Origin of the sequence: Streptomyces sp. NPDC052023, from assembly GCF_044548465.1 — a bacterium.
Lineage (GTDB): Bacteria > Actinomycetota > Actinomycetes > Streptomycetales > Streptomycetaceae > Streptomyces.
On sequence record NZ_JBIUBW010000029.1, the window covers coordinates 36746 to 56854 of the forward strand.

At 67.9% G+C, this 20109-nt stretch carries 15 protein-coding genes; 6 read left to right on the top strand and 9 right to left on the bottom strand.

Annotated features, from left to right (window positions below; genetic code table 11):
* Positions 1–39 precede the first annotated feature (39 nt).
* Positions 40–1836, top strand: a complete 1797-nt coding sequence (locus ACIHCM_RS34830; protein WP_399905166.1) for an MAB_1171c family putative transporter — start codon at positions 40–42, stop codon at positions 1834–1836.
* Positions 1837–2076: 240 nt separating this feature from the next.
* Here ACIHCM_RS34830 and ACIHCM_RS34835 read toward each other — a convergent pair whose 3' ends face one another.
* On the bottom strand, positions 2077–2607 hold the full coding sequence (locus tag ACIHCM_RS34835; protein ID WP_399905169.1) for an ATP-binding protein: 531 nt from the start codon (positions 2605–2607) through the stop codon (positions 2077–2079).
* Positions 2608–2991: 384 nt separating this feature from the next.
* Here ACIHCM_RS34835 and ACIHCM_RS34840 point away from each other — a divergent pair, with 384 nt between their 5' ends.
* Positions 2992–3561: a nucleotidyltransferase domain-containing protein gene (locus ACIHCM_RS34840; protein ID WP_399905173.1), complete on the top strand. Its 570-nt coding sequence runs from the start codon at positions 2992–2994 to the stop codon at positions 3559–3561.
* Here the strand turns inward: ACIHCM_RS34840 and ACIHCM_RS34845 are convergent.
* Together ACIHCM_RS34845 and ACIHCM_RS34850 are read right to left on the bottom strand one after the other, a co-directional pair.
* Positions 3548–5032 carry a PCC domain-containing protein gene (locus ACIHCM_RS34845; RefSeq protein WP_399905176.1) on the bottom strand — a complete coding sequence of 495 codons (1485 nt, stop codon included), beginning with the start codon at positions 5030–5032 and terminating at the stop codon, positions 3548–3550. The two genes, ACIHCM_RS34840 and ACIHCM_RS34845, sit on opposite strands and share 14 nt — an antisense overlap.
* A 59-nt stretch (positions 5033–5091) precedes the next feature.
* Positions 5092–6504, bottom strand: a complete 1413-nt coding sequence (locus tag ACIHCM_RS34850) for a helix-turn-helix domain-containing protein (RefSeq protein ID WP_399905179.1) — start codon at positions 6502–6504, stop codon at positions 5092–5094.
* A 306-nt stretch (positions 6505–6810) separates the two neighbouring features.
* Here ACIHCM_RS34850 and ACIHCM_RS34855 point away from each other — a divergent pair, with 306 nt between their 5' ends.
* The 4 genes from ACIHCM_RS34855 to ACIHCM_RS34870 are packed head-to-tail and all read left to right on the top strand — an operon-like array spanning position 6811 to position 9927.
* Positions 6811–7572 carry a hypothetical protein gene (locus tag ACIHCM_RS34855; RefSeq protein WP_399905182.1) on the top strand — a complete coding sequence of 254 codons (762 nt, stop codon included), beginning with the start codon at positions 6811–6813 and terminating at the stop codon, positions 7570–7572.
* Positions 7569–8255, top strand: a complete 687-nt coding sequence (locus ACIHCM_RS34860) for a dTMP kinase (protein WP_399905185.1) — start codon at positions 7569–7571, stop codon at positions 8253–8255. Before ACIHCM_RS34855 ends, ACIHCM_RS34860 begins: the two co-directional genes overlap by 4 nt.
* Entirely contained in the window at positions 8248–9099 is an 852-nt protein-coding gene (locus tag ACIHCM_RS34865) for an isocitrate lyase/phosphoenolpyruvate mutase family protein (RefSeq protein WP_399905188.1), read from the top strand. Before ACIHCM_RS34860 ends, ACIHCM_RS34865 begins: the two co-directional genes overlap by 8 nt.
* Positions 9100–9138: 39 nt before the next feature.
* Positions 9139–9927 carry a transposase gene (locus ACIHCM_RS34870; RefSeq protein ID WP_399905192.1) on the top strand — a complete coding sequence of 263 codons (789 nt, stop codon included), beginning with the start codon at positions 9139–9141 and terminating at the stop codon, positions 9925–9927.
* Here the strand turns inward: ACIHCM_RS34870 and ACIHCM_RS34875 are convergent.
* From ACIHCM_RS34875 to ACIHCM_RS34900, 6 genes are all read right to left on the bottom strand, one after another.
* Positions 9899–10255, bottom strand: coding sequence for a hypothetical protein (locus ACIHCM_RS34875; RefSeq protein ID WP_399905195.1), 357 nt, complete (start codon positions 10253–10255; stop codon positions 9899–9901). The genes ACIHCM_RS34870 and ACIHCM_RS34875 overlap by 29 nt on opposite strands.
* 238 nt (positions 10256–10493) lie before the next feature.
* The gene (locus tag ACIHCM_RS34880; protein ID WP_399905198.1) at positions 10494–10901 is read right to left on the bottom strand and encodes a DUF6336 family protein; all 408 of its coding nucleotides are present in this window, start codon (positions 10899–10901) and stop codon (positions 10494–10496) included.
* A 359-nt stretch (positions 10902–11260) separates the two neighbouring features.
* Positions 11261–11395, bottom strand: a complete 135-nt coding sequence (locus ACIHCM_RS34885; RefSeq protein WP_399905201.1) for a hypothetical protein — start codon at positions 11393–11395, stop codon at positions 11261–11263.
* Between the two features lie 995 nt (positions 11396–12390).
* Positions 12391–12963 (bottom strand): hypothetical protein, encoded by a 573-nt coding sequence (locus ACIHCM_RS34890; RefSeq protein ID WP_399905204.1) that lies wholly within the window; start codon positions 12961–12963, stop codon positions 12391–12393.
* A complete protein-coding gene (locus tag ACIHCM_RS34895; RefSeq protein WP_399905207.1) occupies positions 12963–15449 on the bottom strand; it encodes a DnaB-like helicase C-terminal domain-containing protein in 2487 nt (828 codons plus the stop codon). Before ACIHCM_RS34895 ends, ACIHCM_RS34890 begins: the two co-directional genes overlap by 1 nt.
* 906 nt (positions 15450–16355) lie before the next feature.
* Positions 16356–19859: a DNRLRE domain-containing protein gene (locus ACIHCM_RS34900; RefSeq protein ID WP_399905210.1), complete on the bottom strand. Its 3504-nt coding sequence runs from the start codon at positions 19857–19859 to the stop codon at positions 16356–16358.
* Positions 19860–20109: the final 250 nt, after the last annotated feature.

Genomic DNA, 20109 nt, shown 5'->3' on the forward strand with positions numbered 1-20109 from the left:
AAGATCCCCGACAGAGTCAAGCTGAGACTCCCCCCACACATGATTGACGCGATACCCGCTGTTCTGCTCTGGGCCGTCACCCTCTGGCGTGCCCGCTCCGCCTTTCGGAGACCCGAACGTTTCAGTCTCTGGCTGGCCTTCGCGGCACTCGCCGTGGCCATGACGGTCCGGCCGGTCGCCACCGCGTCGGCAGTCGACGAGCACCTGCACGTCACCAACCTGTCGTTCCTGATCAAGCACGTCTGCGGGACCGTCGCGGCAGCGTCGGTCCTGACCTTCGTCGCCGACATGGCCGAGTCGAGGACCGGAATACGCCCATCCAGGCTGCACAAGGCCGTGCCCGTCGTCACGATCGTGCTGCTGGGTGCCTGCTTCTTCGCCACGCCCCAACCTCACGAGGCGGAAGACCTCCTCGCGGACTACGCCGACCATGCCACGATCCTCGCGTACGGCGTCGTATGGACCTCATACCTCGGCGCCGCCCTGCTGAGCGCCACGCTGCTCTGCTTCCGCTGGGGGCGCCGCTCCGACGCCGGACTCGTCGGCCGAGGGCTGATCCTCATCGGCACTGGCACCGCCGTAGGCCTCGTATACGCCCTCCACCGCGTCGCCGTGCTGTTCATCAACTACGTCGGCAGCAGTCCGCTCGGTGAACACGTCAGCCACGCGCTCAGCACGGGCCTGCTCTTCCTGGCCTTGCTGCTGATCGTGCTGGGCAGCACCCTCCCCGCCGCCCCACGCGTCCTCGCTCGCATCCGGGCCCACTGGCAGCTCGTCAGCCTGTACCCCCTGTGGCGTACCCTCACCGACGCCGTCCCGGAGACCCGGCTCGACACCCCGCCGAGCCGCGCCGCCGACGCCACCAACCCACTGCGTACGCCCGACCGGCTGTACCGGCGCACCATCGAGATCCGCGACTTGATCCTCACTCTCGCCGACCACGCACCGGCGGAACTGCGCGGACGCGCCTACGACCACGCCACCTCCCTCGGCTTCATCGGCGCCCACGCCGACATCACCACCGAGGCCTGCTGGCTCGCCGTCGCCCGCGAGGAACGGCTCCGCGGCACGGCCACCGGCTCCGGCGAGCCCATGCCCCCCCGCCAGCGGAGGCCGCGACCTCGCCACCGAGGTCCGCGCCCTCACCACCCTCAGCACCGCCTACCGCTCCCGCGCCACGCAGGACTTCCTCCGCGCCCACCTCGAGGAGACACCGGCATGACCACCACCACCCAGCTTCCACCCACTGCCACCGCTCCTGCCGAGCGGCGCTCCGCACGCCTCATCACCGAGGTCCTGGCGCCCGCCAACCTGGTCATCGGCGTCCTGCTGGTCATCGGCTGGCACTCCACCAACTCCCTTGCGGGTGCGGGCTGGGGCCTGCTGGCCGGCGCCTTCTGCGGCGGCCTGCCGATCGCCTACATCGTCGCCGGCGTCCGCCGTGGCCACTGGACCGACAAGCACCTCAAGGTCCGCTCCCAGCGGTGGATACCGCTCTTCGTCACCCTCGGTTCCGTCCTCGTGGGCACGGGCCTGCTCCTGGCGCTCGACGCGCCCCACGAGGTCGTCGCCCTGGTCGCCGCCATGATCGCTGGCCTGGTACTGACCATGGCGGTCACCGTCTGGTGGAAGGTCAGCGTCCACACCGCCGTCGCCTCCGGCGTCGCCGTCGTCATCACCGTCGCCTACGGCTGGTGGGCCGCCCTCCTTTTCCTCGGCGTCGCCGCCGTCGGCTGGTCACGGGTCTCGCTGCGCGACCACACGACCGCTCAGGTGATCGTGGGCGCCATCGTGGGCGGCACGGCGGCAGCTGTGGTGTTCGCGGGGCTGCGCTGACCGGTCCGCACAGGTTCACCGCAATAGCGGACCGAGAGGTATCCGCCGGCTCGGTCAGCGGTTGGACGCCGTCGCTTGGCGCCGTCGTCCGGATCACCCGGGCACGGCTGGGGTCGCAAACGGACCGGCACGGTGCGGTCGGCAGGTCGCCGTTGGATCGCCTCTCGGCGCCTTCTGCAACCCTGCTTGCCTCGCCGGTCGTGTCCTGGCGGGGTTCTTCGGACAGGATCCGATGCACCGTCAAGCTCTCTGGTGTCTCGGTTCGCTCTCGGCACGGGATGCCCGAGCGTCGTCAGCATCCTTCCCCTCGGACACCGCCACCGAAGCCGTGGCCAGCACGATCCAGGCGGCCTTGGCACCACGTCCCGTGACATGGAACCCCCACTGCCCCTGGGCCAGCTCGTTCACGATGCGCAGGCCCCGTCCACGCTCGACGAGCAACCCGCTCGCCTCCTCGGCCGGTTCGGCGTCCGACGACGACGTGTCACCGCGGTAGAGGCCCGCGGGGAGCAGAGGATCCCCGTCATGGATCTCGCAGATGTACCTCCCGGCAGCCGAACGGACGTGCACCTCGTACGGGCCGCACGCGTGCTCGTGCGCGTTCGCCACGAGCTCCGAGACGGCCAGGACCCCGTCACTGACGACGTCCCCGGACAGCCCCAGGTCCTTGAGGACACGTCGCAGAACCGCGCGGGCTTCGCCCGTCGGGTTGAGAGTGCGGTCGGTCCAGCGGTACACGAGGCCGAGAGCGGCGGATGGCGCGCTGATCATCGGGCGACGGACCTCCTGTGGGTGACAGCGATGACCTTCTCCCGGGGCTGCGACGTGGTCGCGGAAGTGCGGCCAGTACGCCACTGAGAGGCATACGGCCGCAGGAAGCACCTGGCTTCGGGCACGCGACCCCGGAAGGATCGTGGCTCAAGCACCAGCCAATGAGGCCGGTCGCGAGTCACGCGCTCAACGATGGATGCCGGTGTCCCTGATGCTCATGGGCGTTTATGAGCGCAGGGGGCGCGAGCGGGCGACAGGGCGCTCCAGCTAGGCCGCCGGCCCGCCGCCGGCCTTCGCCTCCGCCCCTCTGATCACTGGGAGTATGGGCGGGTGAGTGCTGACGTGTTGGGACGCTGGGTTCCGGATCGCCCCGAGGATGTGGCTATGGTCTTCGCCAAGGCGGACTTCCCGTGGTGGATCGCCGGTGGCTACGCGATCGAACTCGCGGTCGGCCGCGAGCTGCGCGCACACGGCGATCTTGACGTCCTCGTCCTCCGGCGCGACCAGGCCCTCGTACGTGAACTGCTGGCCGACTGGGACCTGTACGTGGCGGACCCGCCCGGCCAGGGGGAGCTTCGACCCTGGCGTCCGGGAGAGGTCCTGCAGCCGCCGCTACACGACATCTGGTGCCGCCGCACGCCGAAGGCGCCCTGGTCGGTGCAGATCATGCTGGACGAGGCCGAGGGCACCCAGTGGGTCTCGCGGCGTACCCCGGAGATCCGACTCCCGATCAACCGACTCGGGCGAACGAGCGAGACGGGCATCCCGTATCTCGCGCCCGAGGTGCAGCTCTTCTACAAGGCCAAGGCGACCCGGGACAAGGACAACACCGACTTCGAAGCTGTGCTGCCGCTGCTCGACGCTCCGGCACGCGCCTGGCTGGCGGAGGCGATCAACATGATCGCGCCCACCCACCACTGGCTCCGCCGGCTACTACCGGTCAACCGAACGTGAGCAGCGGGACGTCGTAGAGGTCGGGGTTCCGGGGCCGGGTCATCGTGGGCGACGTGACCTCCACGACCATCAGCTCGCTGAGGAACTGGACCTTGGCGCTGAGGAGGTGGCTTGTCCTGCCGTCGGCTGACTGGGCCTTCAGGCCGGCGGAGACATGGATGTGCGGGAGTATCTCGCCGGTGGCCGGGTCATGGGCGAGGGTGCCGGCGCCGAACGCCTCGACGTTGGTGACGTACGTCTTCGCCCAGACGGGTGCGTCCGGGTCCGCGAGTTTTTCGCAGGCACCCACGATCTCGGCCTCCGCGAAGGCTCCGATGAACGAGGGGATGTAGCCCTGCCGTACGCCGTTGTCCCGGCAGAAGGTGGACAGCGCCTCGAAGAAGTCCTCCCCGTGGTCGAAGGTGACGCCGAAGGTACGGCCGACGGTCAGCTCGTGAGAACGCATGCGCGGGTCTCCTGATGAGGTGGGATCAGCGGGCGGCGCCGGTAGCAAAGGTCTTGCGGACCGTCGCTCCGTCGGCGCCCTGGGCGAGCAGAGCGTGCAGGAGTAGCCGCGCCTGGTAAGGGCCAAGGTCTCCGGCGCAGATGAGCCCGCGGCCGAGGAGGTCCTTCTCGGAGCCGGGGAAGCCGTACGTGTCGGACAGGACGATTTGTTGCCGATGCGGGATGCGAGTACCACAGGGATGCGGGACGCGAGCTTGGTGAGCCCTTCGACAAGACGCTCCGGGACGTGGCCGACGCCGAAGGCCGCGACTACGAGCCCGTCGCAGTTGCCGTCCCACAGGTCGAGCAGGGCTCCGTCGTCGCCGAGGGTGGCGGTGTAGAGCCCGAAGCGTGCCGCACGGTCGGGGGCACGGACCAGCGGTCCACGGGACGGCAGGCACCCCACCCTACGCACCCGGTTCTCCGCGATCCGCGCGATCGGGCCGCACGCCGGTGAGGTGAAGGCGGCGGGGCTGGTGGTGTGCGATTTGCGGACGGTTCGTGCCGAGTGGATCTCGTCGCCGAGTACGACGAGGCAGCCGACTCCGCTGAGGCCGGGGTCGGCGGCGGCCAGGACGGCGGCGTGGATGTTGGCCGGACCGTCAGCGCCGGGCAGGGTGGGGTTGCGCATCGCGCCGGTGACGACGACCGGTTGTTCGTGGCCGTGGTAGAGGTCGAGGAGGTAGGCGGTCTCCTCGATGGTGTCGGTGCCCTGGGTGATGACGACGCCGTCGACGTCTTCGGTCTCCAGCTCCGCCGTGATCGCGGCCGACAGTGCGGTGAGGTCCTCGAAGGTCAGGGAGGCGCCGGGCAGGCGTCGGAAGTCCCGCACCTTGAGGCCGATGCCGCTCGTGGCCAAGGCGGGTACTGCGGCGAGGAGTTCGTGGGCCGAGAGTGCGGGTACAACGCCTCCGGTGATGGGATCCGTGGTCATGTCGATCGTGCCGCCTAGGGAGAAGACCGCCACGTTCCTGACCGACTCCGTCATGTCCACTGCTCCCCTGTCAGGACGCCGCCGAGCGCAACTTCGCGAATGGTTCACGCAGGCTATCGGGTCGGCGCGGTCCGGGTACGCGGAATGATCATCAGCTGCTCGGCCGTGAACTTGCAGGCGGCCTCGAGCCCTTCGAGGCCCAGCAACCGGCTCCGCGGCCGGGCGAACCGCTCCGTGCCGACGGCCGACAACTGTGCGCACCGTCGACCGAGCCAGGAGGCGTCGAGCCCGAGGTACTCTGCGGTTGCCGCGAGTCGCTGTCCGGCCCGCTCGCCCGCTGTGGCCGAGTGGTGGCTGACGTGGCCCGTCACATCGGCGAACCTCCGCAGGGCTCCCGACCGCGAGGTGACCGCGAGATGGGAAGGCCCCTCGGTCCGTACCCATGAGGCGATGACGGCGCGGCGTCCATGCGAGAGAGCGAAGCCGTCGGTGTGGGCGAAGCCTGCGTCGTCGGTCACCCAGGTGCGGATGCCGAACGGCTCCATGAGCGCGATGGCGAGGAAGAGCAGAACGCGCTCGTACGCGGGCGAGGAGGCGACCGCAGCGTCGGGGACGCAGAACCCCCGGCCGCTGGTACCGCTTGGATGCCGGGGAGCCATTCGTTCGAGGTAGCGGTACTTGTGCCGGAAGAACAGCCAGGTGGCGGCCTCCTCGCCGTGCTGTTCCCTGGTCCAGAAGACGGGTGCGTCTCCCAGGTGGTCACGGTGGCCGAGGATGTATCGGGCGGCGGCCTCCGAGCCGATCAGCATCCGGGAGACTTCGGTCAGGCCGTGGTCGGAGGCGAACGGCAAGCGTGAGGAAGCGGTGAGCGCCGCCAGCGAGGTGTGCAGGAGCTGGTCGTCGCCGAGCAGTGCCGCCTCGAAGCCGGACACGGCCCAGAGAATGCCGTAGGTCAGATCATCCAGTTCGTACGCGGCGGGGATGTCGACCGGGGTGGAGGCGGTGGCGCATACGCCGCTCGGCCGGGCGTCGATGACGAACTGCCGGACCGCCCCGGCCACCGTGCGGTTTGCGACGACGAGCGCACGCATCGGCATGGTGCGCCAGGCATCCAGCTCCGGGCGGGAGTCGAGCCTCAGGCTGTCCCCGAGGAAGGAGGCCGCGGGAAGGATCAGCACGGGAAGTGCCGTTGTCGAGACGGACCGGCCGGCGGGTAACAGGAGCTGGCCCGGACCTTCGGGGAGCGCCGCGTACCCACGGGCTCCGGTGTCCGCCGTTCCCGGTTGGCCCGTGGTGTCCGGGGTGTGAGGATCGGCGGTGGGTAGGAGCGCGAGCAGCTCCTTCGGTACTCCCAGCGCATCGGTCCATTGGACGAACTGCCGTCGGTCGCGGATCTGTTTGAGCCCGCGTTCCAGTCTGCTGACCTCGGCCTGGTCGATGCTGACCATCCGCGCCACGCCGGCCTGGGAGAGGCCCGTGTGCTTCCTGAACAGCTTGACGACAGTGCCGAGTTCCCATGCGGCCACGGCTCGCCGGACCGTCGGATCACGCCAGAAGGCCGGGTCGGCCCGTCGGGCGACCGGCCCGTCCTGGCACGAGGCGCATCGGGTACCCGCGTTGAAACGACTGAGAAGGGCGCCGCAACGCGTACACCGCCGCTGTCCGCTGTCGACCATGGTCGGCATTCTCTCTCGCTCTGCGACCACCCGGACACGTTCCGCTGGTGGAGCTCATAAACGCTCATAGGCGTGGGCCTTCGTGGCAGCCATCGTGGTGGAGCACCACCGACCGGAGCCGCGTGCCGCGGCTCCCCGGACGTGAGGACCGGACCTGTGACGTCCTTGACCCTGCCGCCTCGGCCCCCCGGTTCGCCGCCGTTGGCGCATGCCTGGCAAACGCTGGCGGACGGGCTGCTGACCCAGCGGCTCCACCTCCATCTCGACGAATGGCGGGCTGCTGTCGCCGAGGAGAAGGCGCTGCCGGACGTGCCGGGCACCGATGTCTCCGTGCTCGCCCAACGCCCGTCTCCCCTGCCGGCAGGCGACGAGTCCGCGATGGCGCTGCTGAAGGACGCCGGGCTCGGCTTCTGGTGGGAGCTGCCCCAGCGGCACGGAGCGGAGTCGCGGCACGGGCGCGGGGCACTTCACCGCGCCGCCGACGCCGCTGCCAAAAACCTCCTCGCGGAGCAGCCCGGGGCGGCCTGGTCGGACGCCGTGACCGCCGTCAGCGCCGCCGCCGCGTGGTGGGTGGGCTTCTTCGCGGTCATCCGCCACCGCGGGGTGCACCACATCACGCTGGAGCCGCACCCGGGCCCGCTGCATGAGCAGGCCCTTGGCACCGCGGTAGGCGTCGTGGCCCACGGCATGGCCACTCGGGTGCTGGAGGCAGCGCTGCGCAACTCCGACGACGACCCGGTCCTCCGTGCCACGTACTGCCGGGCCATCGAGGCCAGCATCTGCGCCGAGCCGGAGCTGCCCGGGCTGGTCGACGAGTTGGCGGAGCTGCGGCTGGTGGACCTGGTGTCCACCATGGCCCGCTGGCGGGGTCGCTTCACCAAATACGCCGGCGGCACGGGGGCGGGGCAGGTCGAATGAACCACCGCTATCCGTTCATCGTCATCGAGGGGCTCGACGGCACCGGCAAGACGACGCTGCGCAAAGGCCTGTTCCGGCTCTGGGAAGGCCTCTACGGCGTCACCCCGCTGTGCGTGCTCACCACCAACTTCCTCGCGGCCGACCAGGCCGCCGCCGTCGTCACCGGCAAGTACCAGCCGAATGCCGGGAACCGTGACGCCTACCTGTCCGCGATCGCGGCGGACAAGGAGGCCACGCTGGATCGACTCGTGATCCCCCAGCGGCCGGCCCGGCCGGTGATCGCGGATCGCTGGCTTCTCAGCGAGCTGGCCTTCTTCACGGTGAAGCACCGTATGAGGGCGTTGGAGACGTACGAGACGCTGGCCGCGCAGCTCACCGTGGCCCCGGATCTCACGCTCGTCCTGGACCTAGAGACCGACGCCTCGATGAGCCGGGCGCAGGCCCGACAGGGAGACGCCGTCAGGGCCGACTGGGACGTGCACGACGTCCAGAGCCGGGTTCGCGAGACCTACGAGGCCGTGGTCACGAAGCCCGACGAGTTCCCGCTCCTCGGCGACGTGGTCCGCCTCGACGCCCGCCGGCCCAGGTCCGAGGTGCTGCTCGCAGCCTGGGACGTACTGCGCGAACGGCAGCTGGTGCCGTCGCTCGCCGCCCGCACGGAAGGAGGAAAGACCCATGGCTGACGACACGAAGGCGATGCGTCTGCGTGAGGCCCTCGCCGACAGCGAGCGGAAGCACCCGCTCCTGGCTATCGGTGCGGTGAACGCACTCGCCGCGCACGTCGCGGTGGAAGCGGGCTTCGACGCCCTGTGGGTGAGCGGTCTGGAGGTGTCCGCGGCCTCCGGGCTGCCCGACGCCAACGTGCTGGGCCCGCGGGACCTGTCCGACGTCGTCGCCTCGCTCGGCCGCGTCACCGAGCTGCCCGTCATCGTGGACATCGACAACGCGGGCGGCTCGGGGCGCACGGCGGAGCGGTTCGCGTCCGACCTGATGCGCGCCGGAGCCGCGGCGGTGTGTGTCGAGGACAGCGCATACCCCAAGTGCAACAGCTTCGCGGCCCACCGGGCCCAGACCCTCGCCGACCGGGACCTGCTGTGCGAGCAGGTGGGGCGCATACGGAAGGTCGCCGGTGACGGCCTCGTGGTCGTGGCCCGCACCGAGGCCCTGATCGCCGGCGAGGACCTGGCCACGGCGATCGCCCGCGCCGAGGCGTACGCCGAGGCCGGAGCGGATGCCGTAATCATCCACTCCAAGGACGCCTCCGGTGACCAGGCGCGGGCCATCGGACGGGAATGGAGTCACGGCGTGCCGCTGGTCAGCGTACCCACGGCGTTCCCCGACCTGAGCGCCACCGAACTCGGCGAGGCCGGCTTCCGCCTCTGCATCTACGCGAACCAGCTCAGCCGTGCCGCCCTCGCGGGTATGCGCACCGCCGCCCGTCAGTTCCGGCGCGGAGGGAGTTTCCGCTCCACCCTCGCGGGGTCCCTCGCGGAGGTCGGCGAACCGGAGGCGCTGTCGTGCCTCTGACACCCGAACTACGGCGGCGAGCCGGAGCTGGCGATCAAAATGGCCGACGCGGCGGCCGGGATGCTGGTCATCATGGACCGCGGCTTTCCCGGGGTGGCCCTGTGGAAGGCATACACCGGAACCGGGGCTCATCTGCTGATCCGTGCCCGGTCGAGCGTCGCTGCTCGCCCGGTCACGTATCTGCCCGACGGAACCTACCTGGCGAGGATGAACCTGGCCGGGCAGAAAGGCGCGCATCCCGGAGGTGTGCTGGTCCGCGTGATCGAGTACCGCGTTGACGGCGGCGAGGTGGTCAGGCTGTTGACCGACCTGGTGGACCCGGTCGCTTATTCGGCGGCGGAGTTGGCCGGGCTCTACCACTCGAGGTGGGAGGCGGAGTCGGCATTCCGGCAGATCAAGACCTTCCAGCGCGGGCCGGCCGAGGTCCTGCGCTCGGGTGACCCGGATCTGGTGCGTCAGGAGGTCTGGGCGCATCTGGTCGTACACCACTGCCTCACGCAGGTCATCATCGCTCTGGCCGACGACAACGGGATCGCCCCGGACCGGGTCTCCTTCGTCAAGGTCCTCAAGCACGCACGGCGCAGCGTGGTCCGCCAGTGCACGGACACGCCCACGAAGATCAAGGAGTTCTTGGTGATGCTGGCGGCAAAGGTTCGCCGCAAGCTCGACAACGGCGCCAGGCGCCTGCGCGAGGCGGACCGACATCTGAAGCGTCCGGACTCGAAGTACTCCTCGAAACTCTCCTACCGGATCAACACCCGTGACCGGCGGCCGACACGACGGATCACAGCCAAGGTCATCACGCTGCAGCCCGCGATAGTTCAGTAGTCAAACAACGGCATTGGGCCCCGGGCAGGAGGTGGAAGGACGCCCCTGCCAGATCTGCCCCGACCGGCCCGCCCGGCACCTGGCCGTCCCTGATCAGCTTTGACCAGTCGGACTCGCTCATCGGCGGGCCGCCCGGGCTGATCCCGGACGCTTCTGCCAGCGCCAGGTACTTCCTGACCGTCTTACGGTCCACCCCCAGCGACGCAGCCAGCTCGCTCTTCGAGCGGCCCGCGTACCAGTGGACGTAGATCTCGGTGATGTCGACCACGACGAACGTTTCCTCGCCAACCGGGCTGCCCATCGGCCATCCGAACCACAGGGCGAGCAACTTGACCAGCTCCGCGACGACCAGGTCCCTCGATCCCGACCTCCGCGCTACCCAAGGCCAATTAGGAGAATTCGGGATGGGGAATTACATGACGCTCAAGCCGACCAACCGCGGGAAACTTGATCGTCGACACGCCGAAGCAGTCGGCGACCTGCGATGCCGGCCGTCAAGGCCCTGCGGGCCGGCCGACAGTGGAACTGATGACGACACCGCATCGGTGAGAACCAGTGGGCAGCGGTCAGTGGCTATGGAGCCAGCTGTCGTAGGGCGCGGCATCCACGAGTTGGGCCATGCCGAGCCCGGCACTCCCCAAGACGAGCAGAAACACCCCCAGCCGCACGAACATCGGGCCGCTGGCGGTGATCGCGTCGGACTGTCCCGTCATGCTGCGCCAGTCCCGCAAGCGCCGAACGTCTCGCCTGGAGAACAACCAGAAGACCGAGCCGATGACGAAGAATCCTGCGCCGAAGAAGAGGCTGAGGACACCGAGGACGGAGAGAAACTCCGTTCGGTCATTGTGCTCCGCGATGCACACGACCAGCACCGCGAGCGTGGCCGCCCCCGCCAGGCCGAAGAGAGCACCTCGCCGCACTACATCTGCCGGGCGCAGCCGCGGAGTTATCACACCGTCGTCGTCCAATGTCATGATCGGCACCCTATCCCGACCACGAGGTACGTTCCGGACGCGAAGCCATGCCTGGCGCGGGGCGGGCACCGTTCTGTCCGACTACATTTCGCCGACCCGGCTGTAGTCGATGAGCGCCATCGCCAGCGGACCGAGAGCGACGAGCGGCGGCGGTCAGTTCCGCGGTGTCTGTCGGGCCGTCTCGACCAGCATGCCCGGTGGACGCCGGAGGTCAGGCCTCGTGCGGTGCTGGGGTGGCGGCGAGGACGTCGAACGGGTGGTGAAGGACGGCGTGCTCAGCGGCCCCCTCGGCCAGACCGTGACCCGCTCCTGCGCCCCGGCCTCCCGCCGCTCCCCCAGCAGCCGAGCTGCGGCAAGTTTCATGCATCGGCGCCCCCGGGAAGCGGGTTACCTTCGGCATCAAGCGGGATAAACCGCATGGCACGGATGAGGGCATCGGCCATCTCCGCCAGTTCGTCGCTGCGCTCCATGGCTGTCCAGTCCATGGTCGCCATCAGGACATCTGCGGTCTGAGGCACCAGCATCGCATGGGACACGCTTTCCGACGGACGTTTCCCGATTCCGAGAAGGCCTTTCGACTGATACCTGGCTTGGAAACGAAGAGCACTCCCTGCAGGCAACTCGACCCTACTGACCACGGGCTGCCCCGCGATTGATTTCTGAGCGCGGAGCATGTTCTCGACCCTTCCAGGGAAGGCACTCCCTCTTCTTCGCCGAAGATCCGAATGTCAAAGGCCGCATAGTTGACGCCGCCTTCCGCATAGAAGGCGGCAGAAATTACGGATTGCCTCCTCTCAGCGAGTCTGGCTAGGTTGATCAGTTCCTTTTACAAAGATCCTTTAGATATCACGAGATGCAAAGAATTGAATGTTTCCACTACCTCTCGCGCCCATGCTGCCCGCCCCGCGGCGTCGTCGGCGGAAGCCAAGTCTACCCAGCCGTCCGGAAAGTCAAGCCGACAGGTCCAGTCGTCGATCTCAACCACCATGTAGAATCTCCTAGAATTCGGGACGAGTATTCTCGTCGAAGTAGATATTTCCAGCAGTGACAGCATATCCGAGGCCCGTAAAGACATTGATCTTGGTCGCCACACCATTGAGGCCGGAGATACCCGGAAAAACTTGCGGTCACCGGCTTGATTGCCATGAGGCTTGCGGCGACTTCGGAATCCACCAGGCACGCCGACTTCAAGAAACCCCCGTTCGCCCGGATACCTTCTCGTGCCACTCCCCAGATATTCTCATTGAAGATCGCCTTCATGTCATCGAAGGTCGACTTCCAGCCAGATTTCGTCACCAGATTAGGCAACGGCCTCGCAAGCGCCTTGCCGAATTCCTTGGGGGACATGGAGAGAGGGTTCGCTCACTTCATGGGCAGCACGACGAGAACCCGGAATGCCCGGCCCGCCGGTGAGGCGTTGAGGCTCGACGAGCACATTGTCAGCACGGGTTCCCGGCCCGCCGACGTTCACCTTAGGCCGCTGGGGGTGTCACCTGAGTTCCACCGCGTAGGAGCCGCCGTCGAACGTCCATCCGTCGGTGCCTTCGCCGATGTCCTCAACGATGACGTCGTCGATGAAGTGGTCCTCGAAGTCGTCGTCGGTGAGCTCGCCGGCCATCCAGAGTTCCTCGATGGCGTTCCAGTCGCCTTGGCGGCCGTCGATCCGCAGAGGCGCGGCTTCGCGTGTTCCGCGTTCGCGTCGGTCGCGGCCGGTGGTGACCCAGCCGCTGATCTCGAAGTCGCCGTCTTTGAAGCGGTCGGGGATCGGCTCGGCGGGGACGATGGCGACGTTCTCGTAGGCGGTGTGGATAAGGTCGCGGTAGCCGCGACGGACGTTGTACTCGGGGTCGGACAGCCAGTTGAGCAATGTTCTGACGGTCACGTCGAGACCGGCCTCTTCCAGGGCCTGATAGCCGCGGTGGGTGCCGGTGAGCTGGCTGAGCTGGGCGTGCCAGTGCTTGGCGTTGTATGACGAGAGCCGGTGGCGGGGTGTGACCTGGGAGTGCAGGAGGTCGTTGAGGGCGGCGCCCAGGGATCGTCCGTGCCCGGTGGGGCCGGCCATCAGTCGTCACCTTCGGGGATGAACTCGCCGGGCTGGATGAACTTGGCCTTGACCTCGCCGAAGCCGGTCCCGATCCGATACGTGGACGGCGGGGTGTCGTCGGGGGTGAAGAAGACGGCCGCGTCGACGTTGCGCAGGGCGATGAGTGTGTGGCCTTCCTGGACGGCCTTGAAGGCTGTGGTCCAGTGACGGACAGAGGCTTCGGCGACCATGCTCATGCGCCAGTCCGGCCGCCAGAACGGGGACTTCTGTTCCTGGCGCTTGGGCCACAGCAGGCGCAGTGCGATCGACAGCCGGGTCTTGTATGCCTTGTACGGTTCGCCGCCGGCCTGGACGAGGTCGAGGCGTGCCTGCCGGGCGGCGGCGTAGAAGGGCTTGAAGAGGGACTCGTTGGCTTTGCCGGTCCAGGAGTCGTGGATGGTGGGCATGGCGGTCAGGTGTCCGTCGCGGACGAGTCTGTCCAGCTGCTTGATGTGCGGGGTGGTGACCCAGACGCGGCCGTCCTCGTCGGGACGGTCGATGATGCGGCCCAGAGGGTGCGGCATGTCGGTGCGGGCCCATGGCGGGATGTCGATGAGGTAGATGCCGGCGCTGGCCTTGTCGAGCGCGGCCAGGGGACCGGTGTGCAGCAGCTTGTTCGGGGCCAGGGGGACGGCCGAACACGCGGACGGGTAGCTGCCGTTACGGTCGATCAGGCACAGCAATCCGTCGCCGTAGGAGGCGGGGACCGTGAGCTGGTCGCGGCGGACCCGCTTCCCGTTTTCCCGGATGACGGGCACACGGGTGTTGATCACCTCGGGGTGGACCCAGCGCGGTTCGCCGTCCATGCGCTCACTGATCAGCGGCCACGGACCGCTCTGCCGGTCCTCGATACGGATCACCTTGATCGGGTGCATCTTCGAGCGGGCGACCGCGTCCTTGAGGAGTTTCAGCGCGGGGAACGGTGCGCTGTCCGGCTCGTCCTTCTCGTCCCCCGGCCGCAGCTCCTGCTCTCGCTCTTCATTGGCCTCGTCGTCGGTCGCGGGTCCGCTGTCCGTAGCGGAGCCTGCAGCAGGCTGCCCGGGGGTGCCGGTGGGCGCGGTGTTGTACGCGGTCAGCGCGGTGGCAAGGCGGCGTCCCTCTGCGTCGTCCGGCAGCGGCTGTGGAGCCGCGGCCATCTGGGCCAGTGACGGCCCGAGGTCGGCGAGGGCTTCCTCGTCCGCATTGTTCAGGGCGGCGCGCAGCGCGGACAGCAGATGAGTGACGGAGGCCGGCAGCCCCTGTCGGGCGCCGGATGTGTAGGGAAGCGCGGCTTCGGCCAGCTCCCGCTCCTCGGGCGTGCCGAGGGTGCGGGCGGGTTCTGCGTTGCGTGCGCCAGCGGGGGCGGTTCCGGCGTCGAGGAAGCGGGCGTGCACCAGGTCGGGGCGCAGGTAGGCGGAGCCGATCGTGCCGAAGTCGCGTTCTGCGACCGTCACCTGAAGTTTGGCGGGGTCGTCGGTGGGCGTGAGGGTGACCAGGACGTCGGCGTCCAGGAGGCGCACGAGGGTGGGGTCGGCGCTGTCGACGATGGCGAGGACCGGCACGTGCAGGGTGCGGGCGAGGGAGGCCAGGACCTGGGAGGCGTGCGGGAGACGGTTTCCCGACAGAGGCAGGCGGGGGTTGTGGGCACTCTGGAGCCGGTCCACGACCACGAGGGCCAGGTTCTCGACGTACGGCGCGGTGTCCGCGATTGCCTCGGCGGTCAGATCGCTGCCGTCGTCGATGAGCAGGGGCGCCTGGATCAGCTCGCGGGCGACCTGCTGCTCGTGCTCGGTGAGCCGGCCCTGCTTCAGGCGCGGGTAGTCGCCCCCGGTCTCCGCGGAGATGATGCGGCGCATGATGTCGGCCTGGTTCGGTCCGGACGCCGCGTAGAGGACTTTGTGGTTGTCCATGAGGGCGGTCTTCCGTGCGGCGGCCAGACCCAGCAGGCTGCCACCGACGTTCGGGTCGGCCGCTACGAGGGTCAGTCGGTTGGTCTGCAGACCGCCCATTGCCGAGTCCAGGCCGGGCAGTCCGAATGTTGTGCTGCCGACGGGGCCTGAGGTGAGTGCGGCGCCGATGGCGTCGCCCAGCGTGGTGAGCCTGCGCGGCGCGCGGCCGCGGTCCGGATTGCGTGGGCTGTTCACCGCACCTCCTGCGGACGCCGCGCGTGAGGCCGGATCGGCTGAGTGGTTGGCGGAGTCGACGTCGGCGGACAGCAGGACTGCGACTGGGGTGGTGTTTCTCAAGAGTACCTGTGGCTCTCCCCTGGCCGCTCGCGTGATGAGCTCACCGAAGTCCTTCTGTGCCGCGCTGAGGACGTGGGAAGGCAGGGTCTCGGTGTTCCGTGCGGCGGGAAGCCGGTCGAGCGGTGCCAGCAGCACGCGCTCCTGCCGCTTCTGGCCCTTGTAGATCAGAGTCGTGCGTCCGTCTTCCACGGCACGCTTCACGAGGGCGTAGAGGGCGTTGCGCGCCTCGGTCGCGTTCATCTCGCTCTCTTCGTGCGCCGACTGACTCACACACCCTCCCGATCTAGTAACCCACCCCAAAGCTAGCAGCTCAACACATCTGAGAGGCACAGAGTCATACCTTTTTCGAGTGCGAATCACTCATAAGGTTCGTGAATTGGGTGGGAGCCGGCTCGTGCACGATGCGGGAAGGCCGGGACCTGAACTGCCGGTCCCGGCCTTCCACTCACGTCGCTGTGGACGCTCACACGGTCTGGCGCAGGTGTCAGTTCGCAGGTGTCGAGCCCTGGTCCGGTGCTTCGTTGTACGCGAGGTGGCCGACAGCGGAGTACGCCGTGCCCCTCTTGTCGGCAAGCCCGCCCGCGAGGTCCTGCGCCGCGGCGGAGCTTTCGGTGAACCGACGGATCACGTCTTCGAGGGAGTCGCCCCTCAGGTCGGACGTCAGGCGCCCCCTCGCGTGCAGGTCGTGTACGAAGCTCCCGACGAGGTCGAGGGCGGTTCCTCAGTTCCGCGGCGGCGCGGGTGAGGTAGTTGTAGATGTGGTAGGCCTCCCCCGGGTACTGCAGGCCTTGGCGGTGCAGGGCGTTGACCAGGTCCACCAAGGACCGTGCCGCGCTCTCCGCGTGCTGCTCCAGGTTCTGGCTCGTCGTGGTCTCCTTCGGTCTCATGTCGGTGAGCGCGCCGTGCGTGGCGAGGTGGTCAAGGCCCAGGAGATCGGCACCCCGGCTATGGGTGGCGCGCTGCGCGGCGTCTCCGCCTGAAGCCGTCCGTTGCCTCCTGCTCCTGTCTGGGGGGCCGGTCAAGGCAGAGGGCATAGCGGCACACTCCGTCACCACCGAATGTGAGACAGGGCCGAACGTCCTACGGTCCCGCTGGCGGGCCAGGTCCGCTTCCCATATAGACGGCAGATGCGACCGCGTGAGTTGATCAGCCGAATGTCAACTTGTTCGTCCCCCACTCCCCCGAGGCGCCCACGACCACCGTTGTCGCGCCGATGGAGAGTCTGCCGCCGACGTGCAGTTGGATGCTTCCGTCCGCTGCGAGTGCCCAGATGTCGGGAATATCGTCGCCGTTGACGTCCGGGGTGCCGCGGATGTGGGTGATGGGTGTGGTGGTCTCGTTCCAACCTTCGGCGTAGATCTCGTCTTTGCCGTTCAAGGAGCCGCCTGAGGTGGCGAAGGAGGCGATGGTGGAGCCGCCGTTGACCGGGTCCTTGATGCCGTAACGGAGCACGAGTCGGTCTGAGGTGGTGGAGCGGAAGAGGAGGTCGGGTGCGCCGTCGGCGTTGTGGTCGCCGACGGAGACCAGGTCGCGTTCGGCCCAGGTGGTTGAGGCGACATGGGTGGCGGTGCGGAAGCTTGCTCCTGTGTAGCCGCTGAGGATCCAGAAGCCGCCGCCCTGGGTGCGCAGGAACAGGTCGGGCTGGTCGTCCAGGTTCATGTCGCCGGCGATCATCTGGGTGATGGTGGCCGTGTCCGGTCCATTGGGAGGGAGTAGCACGGTGGTGCGTTTGGTGATGTCGACGCCGCCGTAGCCGTCACCTCGGTAGACGTAGAGCTTGCCGTCAGGCATGCGGGCGAATAGGTCGGTGACGCCGTCGCCCGGCTGGATGTCGCGGTCGTGGGTGAGCAGGGCCGGTTTGCCGTCGCTGCCGACCCAGTAGTTGGCGTATTTCTTGATGTCGAGGGGTGTGCCGTTGTTGTGGGCGGCAGCAAGTCCGGAGGCCAGGTCGCCGGCGGAGTTGCCGGGATAGGTTCGCAGTTGGCCGTCGGAGTGGATGCCGAACAGGTCGGGATAGGTATCGCCGGTGACGTCTCCATGCGCGTCGGTTTTGTCGCGCGGGGTGACGTAGAACATGTACTTGGTTCCGGGTGAGACGTTGCCTGCGCTGTCCTTGGAGCGGGCGTAGAGGACGTTGGGGCCGGCGAAGTGCGGTTTGAGGGGTACGGTGACTGACTGGCCGGGCGTGACGGTCTTTGAGCCGCCGTAGCTGGACGTGTTGAACGAGAATTCGAATCTGACGACGTCCGTCTCACCGGCGGGTGAGAAGTGGAAGTTGCCGGCCGTGCCGAACTTCACCTCGGACCAGACAGTGCCGTCGTCGTTCATCCGGGGGAAGTCGGTGGAGGTGATGTCCGGGTCTTCGGGGAAGTCGCTGTCGAATAGGAAGTGGCAGTAGGCCGGGCTGGTGGTGGGCGACCAGGCGGAGGCGGCTCCGCTGGCGTCGATGGCACGTACGTGCCATCGGTAGGTCTTGGCGTTGGTGAACTTCGACTGCGACACCTTCACCGAGGCCTTGCCGGAGCTGTCGACGGTGATCCTCTCGTCGGCGAGGAAGGTAGTGGCGTTGTCGCTCCGCCAAACCTGGAAGTGCAGGTATTTCAGGTTCTGCTGGACCGATGTGTCATCTGGGTCGGAGGATCTGGCCGACAGCACCAGGTCACGCTTGCCGATGTGCTGGGCAGGCGAGGTGCGGTCGCAGCTGACGTTGCCGGGTGACTGGTCCAGTGCTTTGGGGGCGGCGGGCTTGCGGTTGTAGACAAGGTTGAAGCGAGGGGAGCCGTCACCCTCTGCCTTGAACTTCTTCCACGGGTAGGCCGAACTCTCATCGGTGGCCCGCAGCCCTAGCGTGAGTGAACGCCAGCCGTTGTCCGTGGCCTCCTCGGCGATGGCCTTCGCGTCGTAGGAGACGTAGGCGTCCGGACAGGATGAGTTGTAGCCGTGAGCAAAGGATTTGGTGCCGATTTCGGTCAGCCAGGAGGGCTGGTTGCTCCAGGTGGTCTTCGACGAGATGCTGCCGGTGTGCCACAGCTGCATCTCACGGGCTGCACAGGACCATGCATATGTCTCACGCAGCCTGATGGAGGCGGACAGGACCGTCGCGCCCTCAATGTCGCGGTCCCAGCCGAGACGGAAGAATGAGCGTGAGGTGCCCCAGGTGGTCTTCTCGTAGCCGACGCGCGCTTCTGTAGTGCCGGTGTTGTAGTTGGCGCCGTCGTAGAAGCTGGATGTGGGGTAGCGGTTGTAGGCGGTGGTCCAGTTCCTGGTCTTGCCGTAGATGGTGGGGTCGATAAAGACCGGATAGACGGTGTCGCTGTCGGTCAGCAGGTCGGTGTCAGGGACGATGCTGAGGGTGGTGGCGTCGGTGCCTGGGTCGCTCAGCTTGGCGTCGGCGACGGCTATGTGCGTGCCTGGGTCGGCGCCTGCTAGGCCGGGCAACGTCCAGATCTCGTCGTCCGTGAGCGGGGCCGCGACTGGTGTGGCTGCCTCCGCGCCTGTGTGAATGGCCGGTGTGGTGTCGCTGTTGCGGCTGCGTTTGAACGAGGCAGGCGAGCGTGGGTCGCTCGAGGCGGTCTCGCTGGGGTCTGCTGCGGGGGCCGTCAGTGCAGGGCCTTTTTCCTGCGGTTCGTCCGTGGGAGTCGGGCCTTCGGTGTCCAGGGGTTCCGGCTCCGGTTCGTCGCCCACGCCTGAGCCCGGTTCCTCGGAGTAGGAGGGCGACGGGTCGTCGTTCGGCTCGGCAGGCTCGGGGTCGCCTCCCTCGGTGACGGCCCGTCTGCCGGCTGAGTCCCACAGGTACGGCGTGGGGCTGACCGTGATCTCCTCGCCCTTTCTGTTTTCGCCGGTAACGACCTTGCTGAGCGGATCGAGGCGGAAGATCAGGTCCGGTGAGGACAGGCCGTACGTGAGGCGTCTGAGTGCCAGGTCGGCTGCTGCCTCAGCGTTGTGGACGATCAGGACGTGGGTGAAGCCGCTGTCCTGCGCGCTCAGCAGCAGGTCGACGTCGGGGAAGACGTTGCGGTACAGGGCGCTGGAGCCGTTGACGACTGGCTGGGGAACCGGGCCCGGCCAGCTCAGGGTGACCTGATGGCCTGCGCTGGTGAGGGTGGCAAGTTCATTGAATGCAGTGCTGTCGTCGGCGACTTCGAGTGCCCGGCCAGACTGGGTGACGGTGTAGACGGCCGGTTTCACCGCACCGCCCTCGACCTCATTGCTTCCGTCGGAGAAGACGACGGGATCGGCTGCAGCTTTAGGGGCCCAGCCGCCATTCACCTTCCTGAGGGTCGTGTCGATCGGCTGCCACGCGCCGTCCACTTTCGCCCGTACAGGGGCGCCGTACGTGACCAGTTCGAAGCTGCCGTCGGGCCGGGCGTACGTGGTGGAGGTCTCGCTGCGCAGCGCCGCCACTTCCACACGCTGGCCGGAGGTGACGGCTTTCTCCTGTGCAGCGTCCTCGTCGAGTGGCGCTGGAGCGGTCCTGGTCTTTGGCCGGGCGTCGGTTTGCGCGTTCGGGCCACCGCGTTGCCCGTCGGCTCCGGGGCCGAGCAGACCGATGCCGAGCGCGGCCGCCAGGAGCGCGGCGATGCCGGTGGCCGAAAGCCGCTGCCCGGTCGAGGACCGTCTCCAAAACGATCCGAAGCCATGACGATCCATGGTTGCTGAGCCTCTCCCCTGACGGCAGCACGGTCCTGCGGTTATTCGCGGACCCCCTAGGAATTCTCGCCAGAGCATGACTCAAAGAGCCGTGGTACGCCACAGTCGAGGCTTTTTGGGGAGTACCCGCCCCGGGTGTTGCCGTTCCGCTCTGTGTCTGCTCGTCGACCACGGCGTTGTCCAGTTGATGCAGGTAGAGCAGCACTTGTGAAGGTGATCTTTACAAGATCACCCCATCTCGCCCCGACTT

Bases quoted from the DNA above. Each gene is read 5' to 3' on its own strand.
- ACIHCM_RS34830 (WP_399905166.1), top strand. From the start codon at position 40: ATGATTGACGCGATACCCGCTGTTCTGCTCTGGGCCGTCACCCTCTGG.
- ACIHCM_RS34835 (WP_399905169.1), bottom strand. From the start codon at position 2,607: ATGATCAGCGCGCCATCCGCCGCTCTCGGCCTCGTGTACCGCTGGACC.
- ACIHCM_RS34840 (WP_399905173.1), top strand. From the start codon at position 2,992: ATGGTCTTCGCCAAGGCGGACTTCCCGTGGTGGATCGCCGGTGGCTAC.
- ACIHCM_RS34845 (WP_399905176.1), bottom strand. From the start codon at position 5,032: ATGACGGAGTCGGTCAGGAACGTGGCGGTCTTCTCCCTAGGCGGCACG.
- ACIHCM_RS34860 (WP_399905185.1), top strand. From the start codon at position 7,569: ATGAACCACCGCTATCCGTTCATCGTCATCGAGGGGCTCGACGGCACC.
- ACIHCM_RS34865 (WP_399905188.1), top strand. From the start codon at position 8,248: ATGGCTGACGACACGAAGGCGATGCGTCTGCGTGAGGCCCTCGCCGAC.
- ACIHCM_RS34870 (WP_399905192.1), top strand. From the start codon at position 9,139: ATGGCCGACGCGGCGGCCGGGATGCTGGTCATCATGGACCGCGGCTTT.
- ACIHCM_RS34880 (WP_399905198.1), bottom strand. From the start codon at position 10,901: ATGACATTGGACGACGACGGTGTGATAACTCCGCGGCTGCGCCCGGCA.
- ACIHCM_RS34885 (WP_399905201.1), bottom strand. From the start codon at position 11,395: ATGGCGACCATGGACTGGACAGCCATGGAGCGCAGCGACGAACTGGCG.
- ACIHCM_RS34890 (WP_399905204.1), bottom strand. From the start codon at position 12,963: ATGGCCGGCCCCACCGGGCACGGACGATCCCTGGGCGCCGCCCTCAAC.
- ACIHCM_RS34895 (WP_399905207.1), bottom strand. From the start codon at position 15,449: ATGAACGCGACCGAGGCGCGCAACGCCCTCTACGCCCTCGTGAAGCGT.
- ACIHCM_RS34900 (WP_399905210.1), bottom strand. From the start codon at position 19,859: ATGGATCGTCATGGCTTCGGATCGTTTTGGAGACGGTCCTCGACCGGG.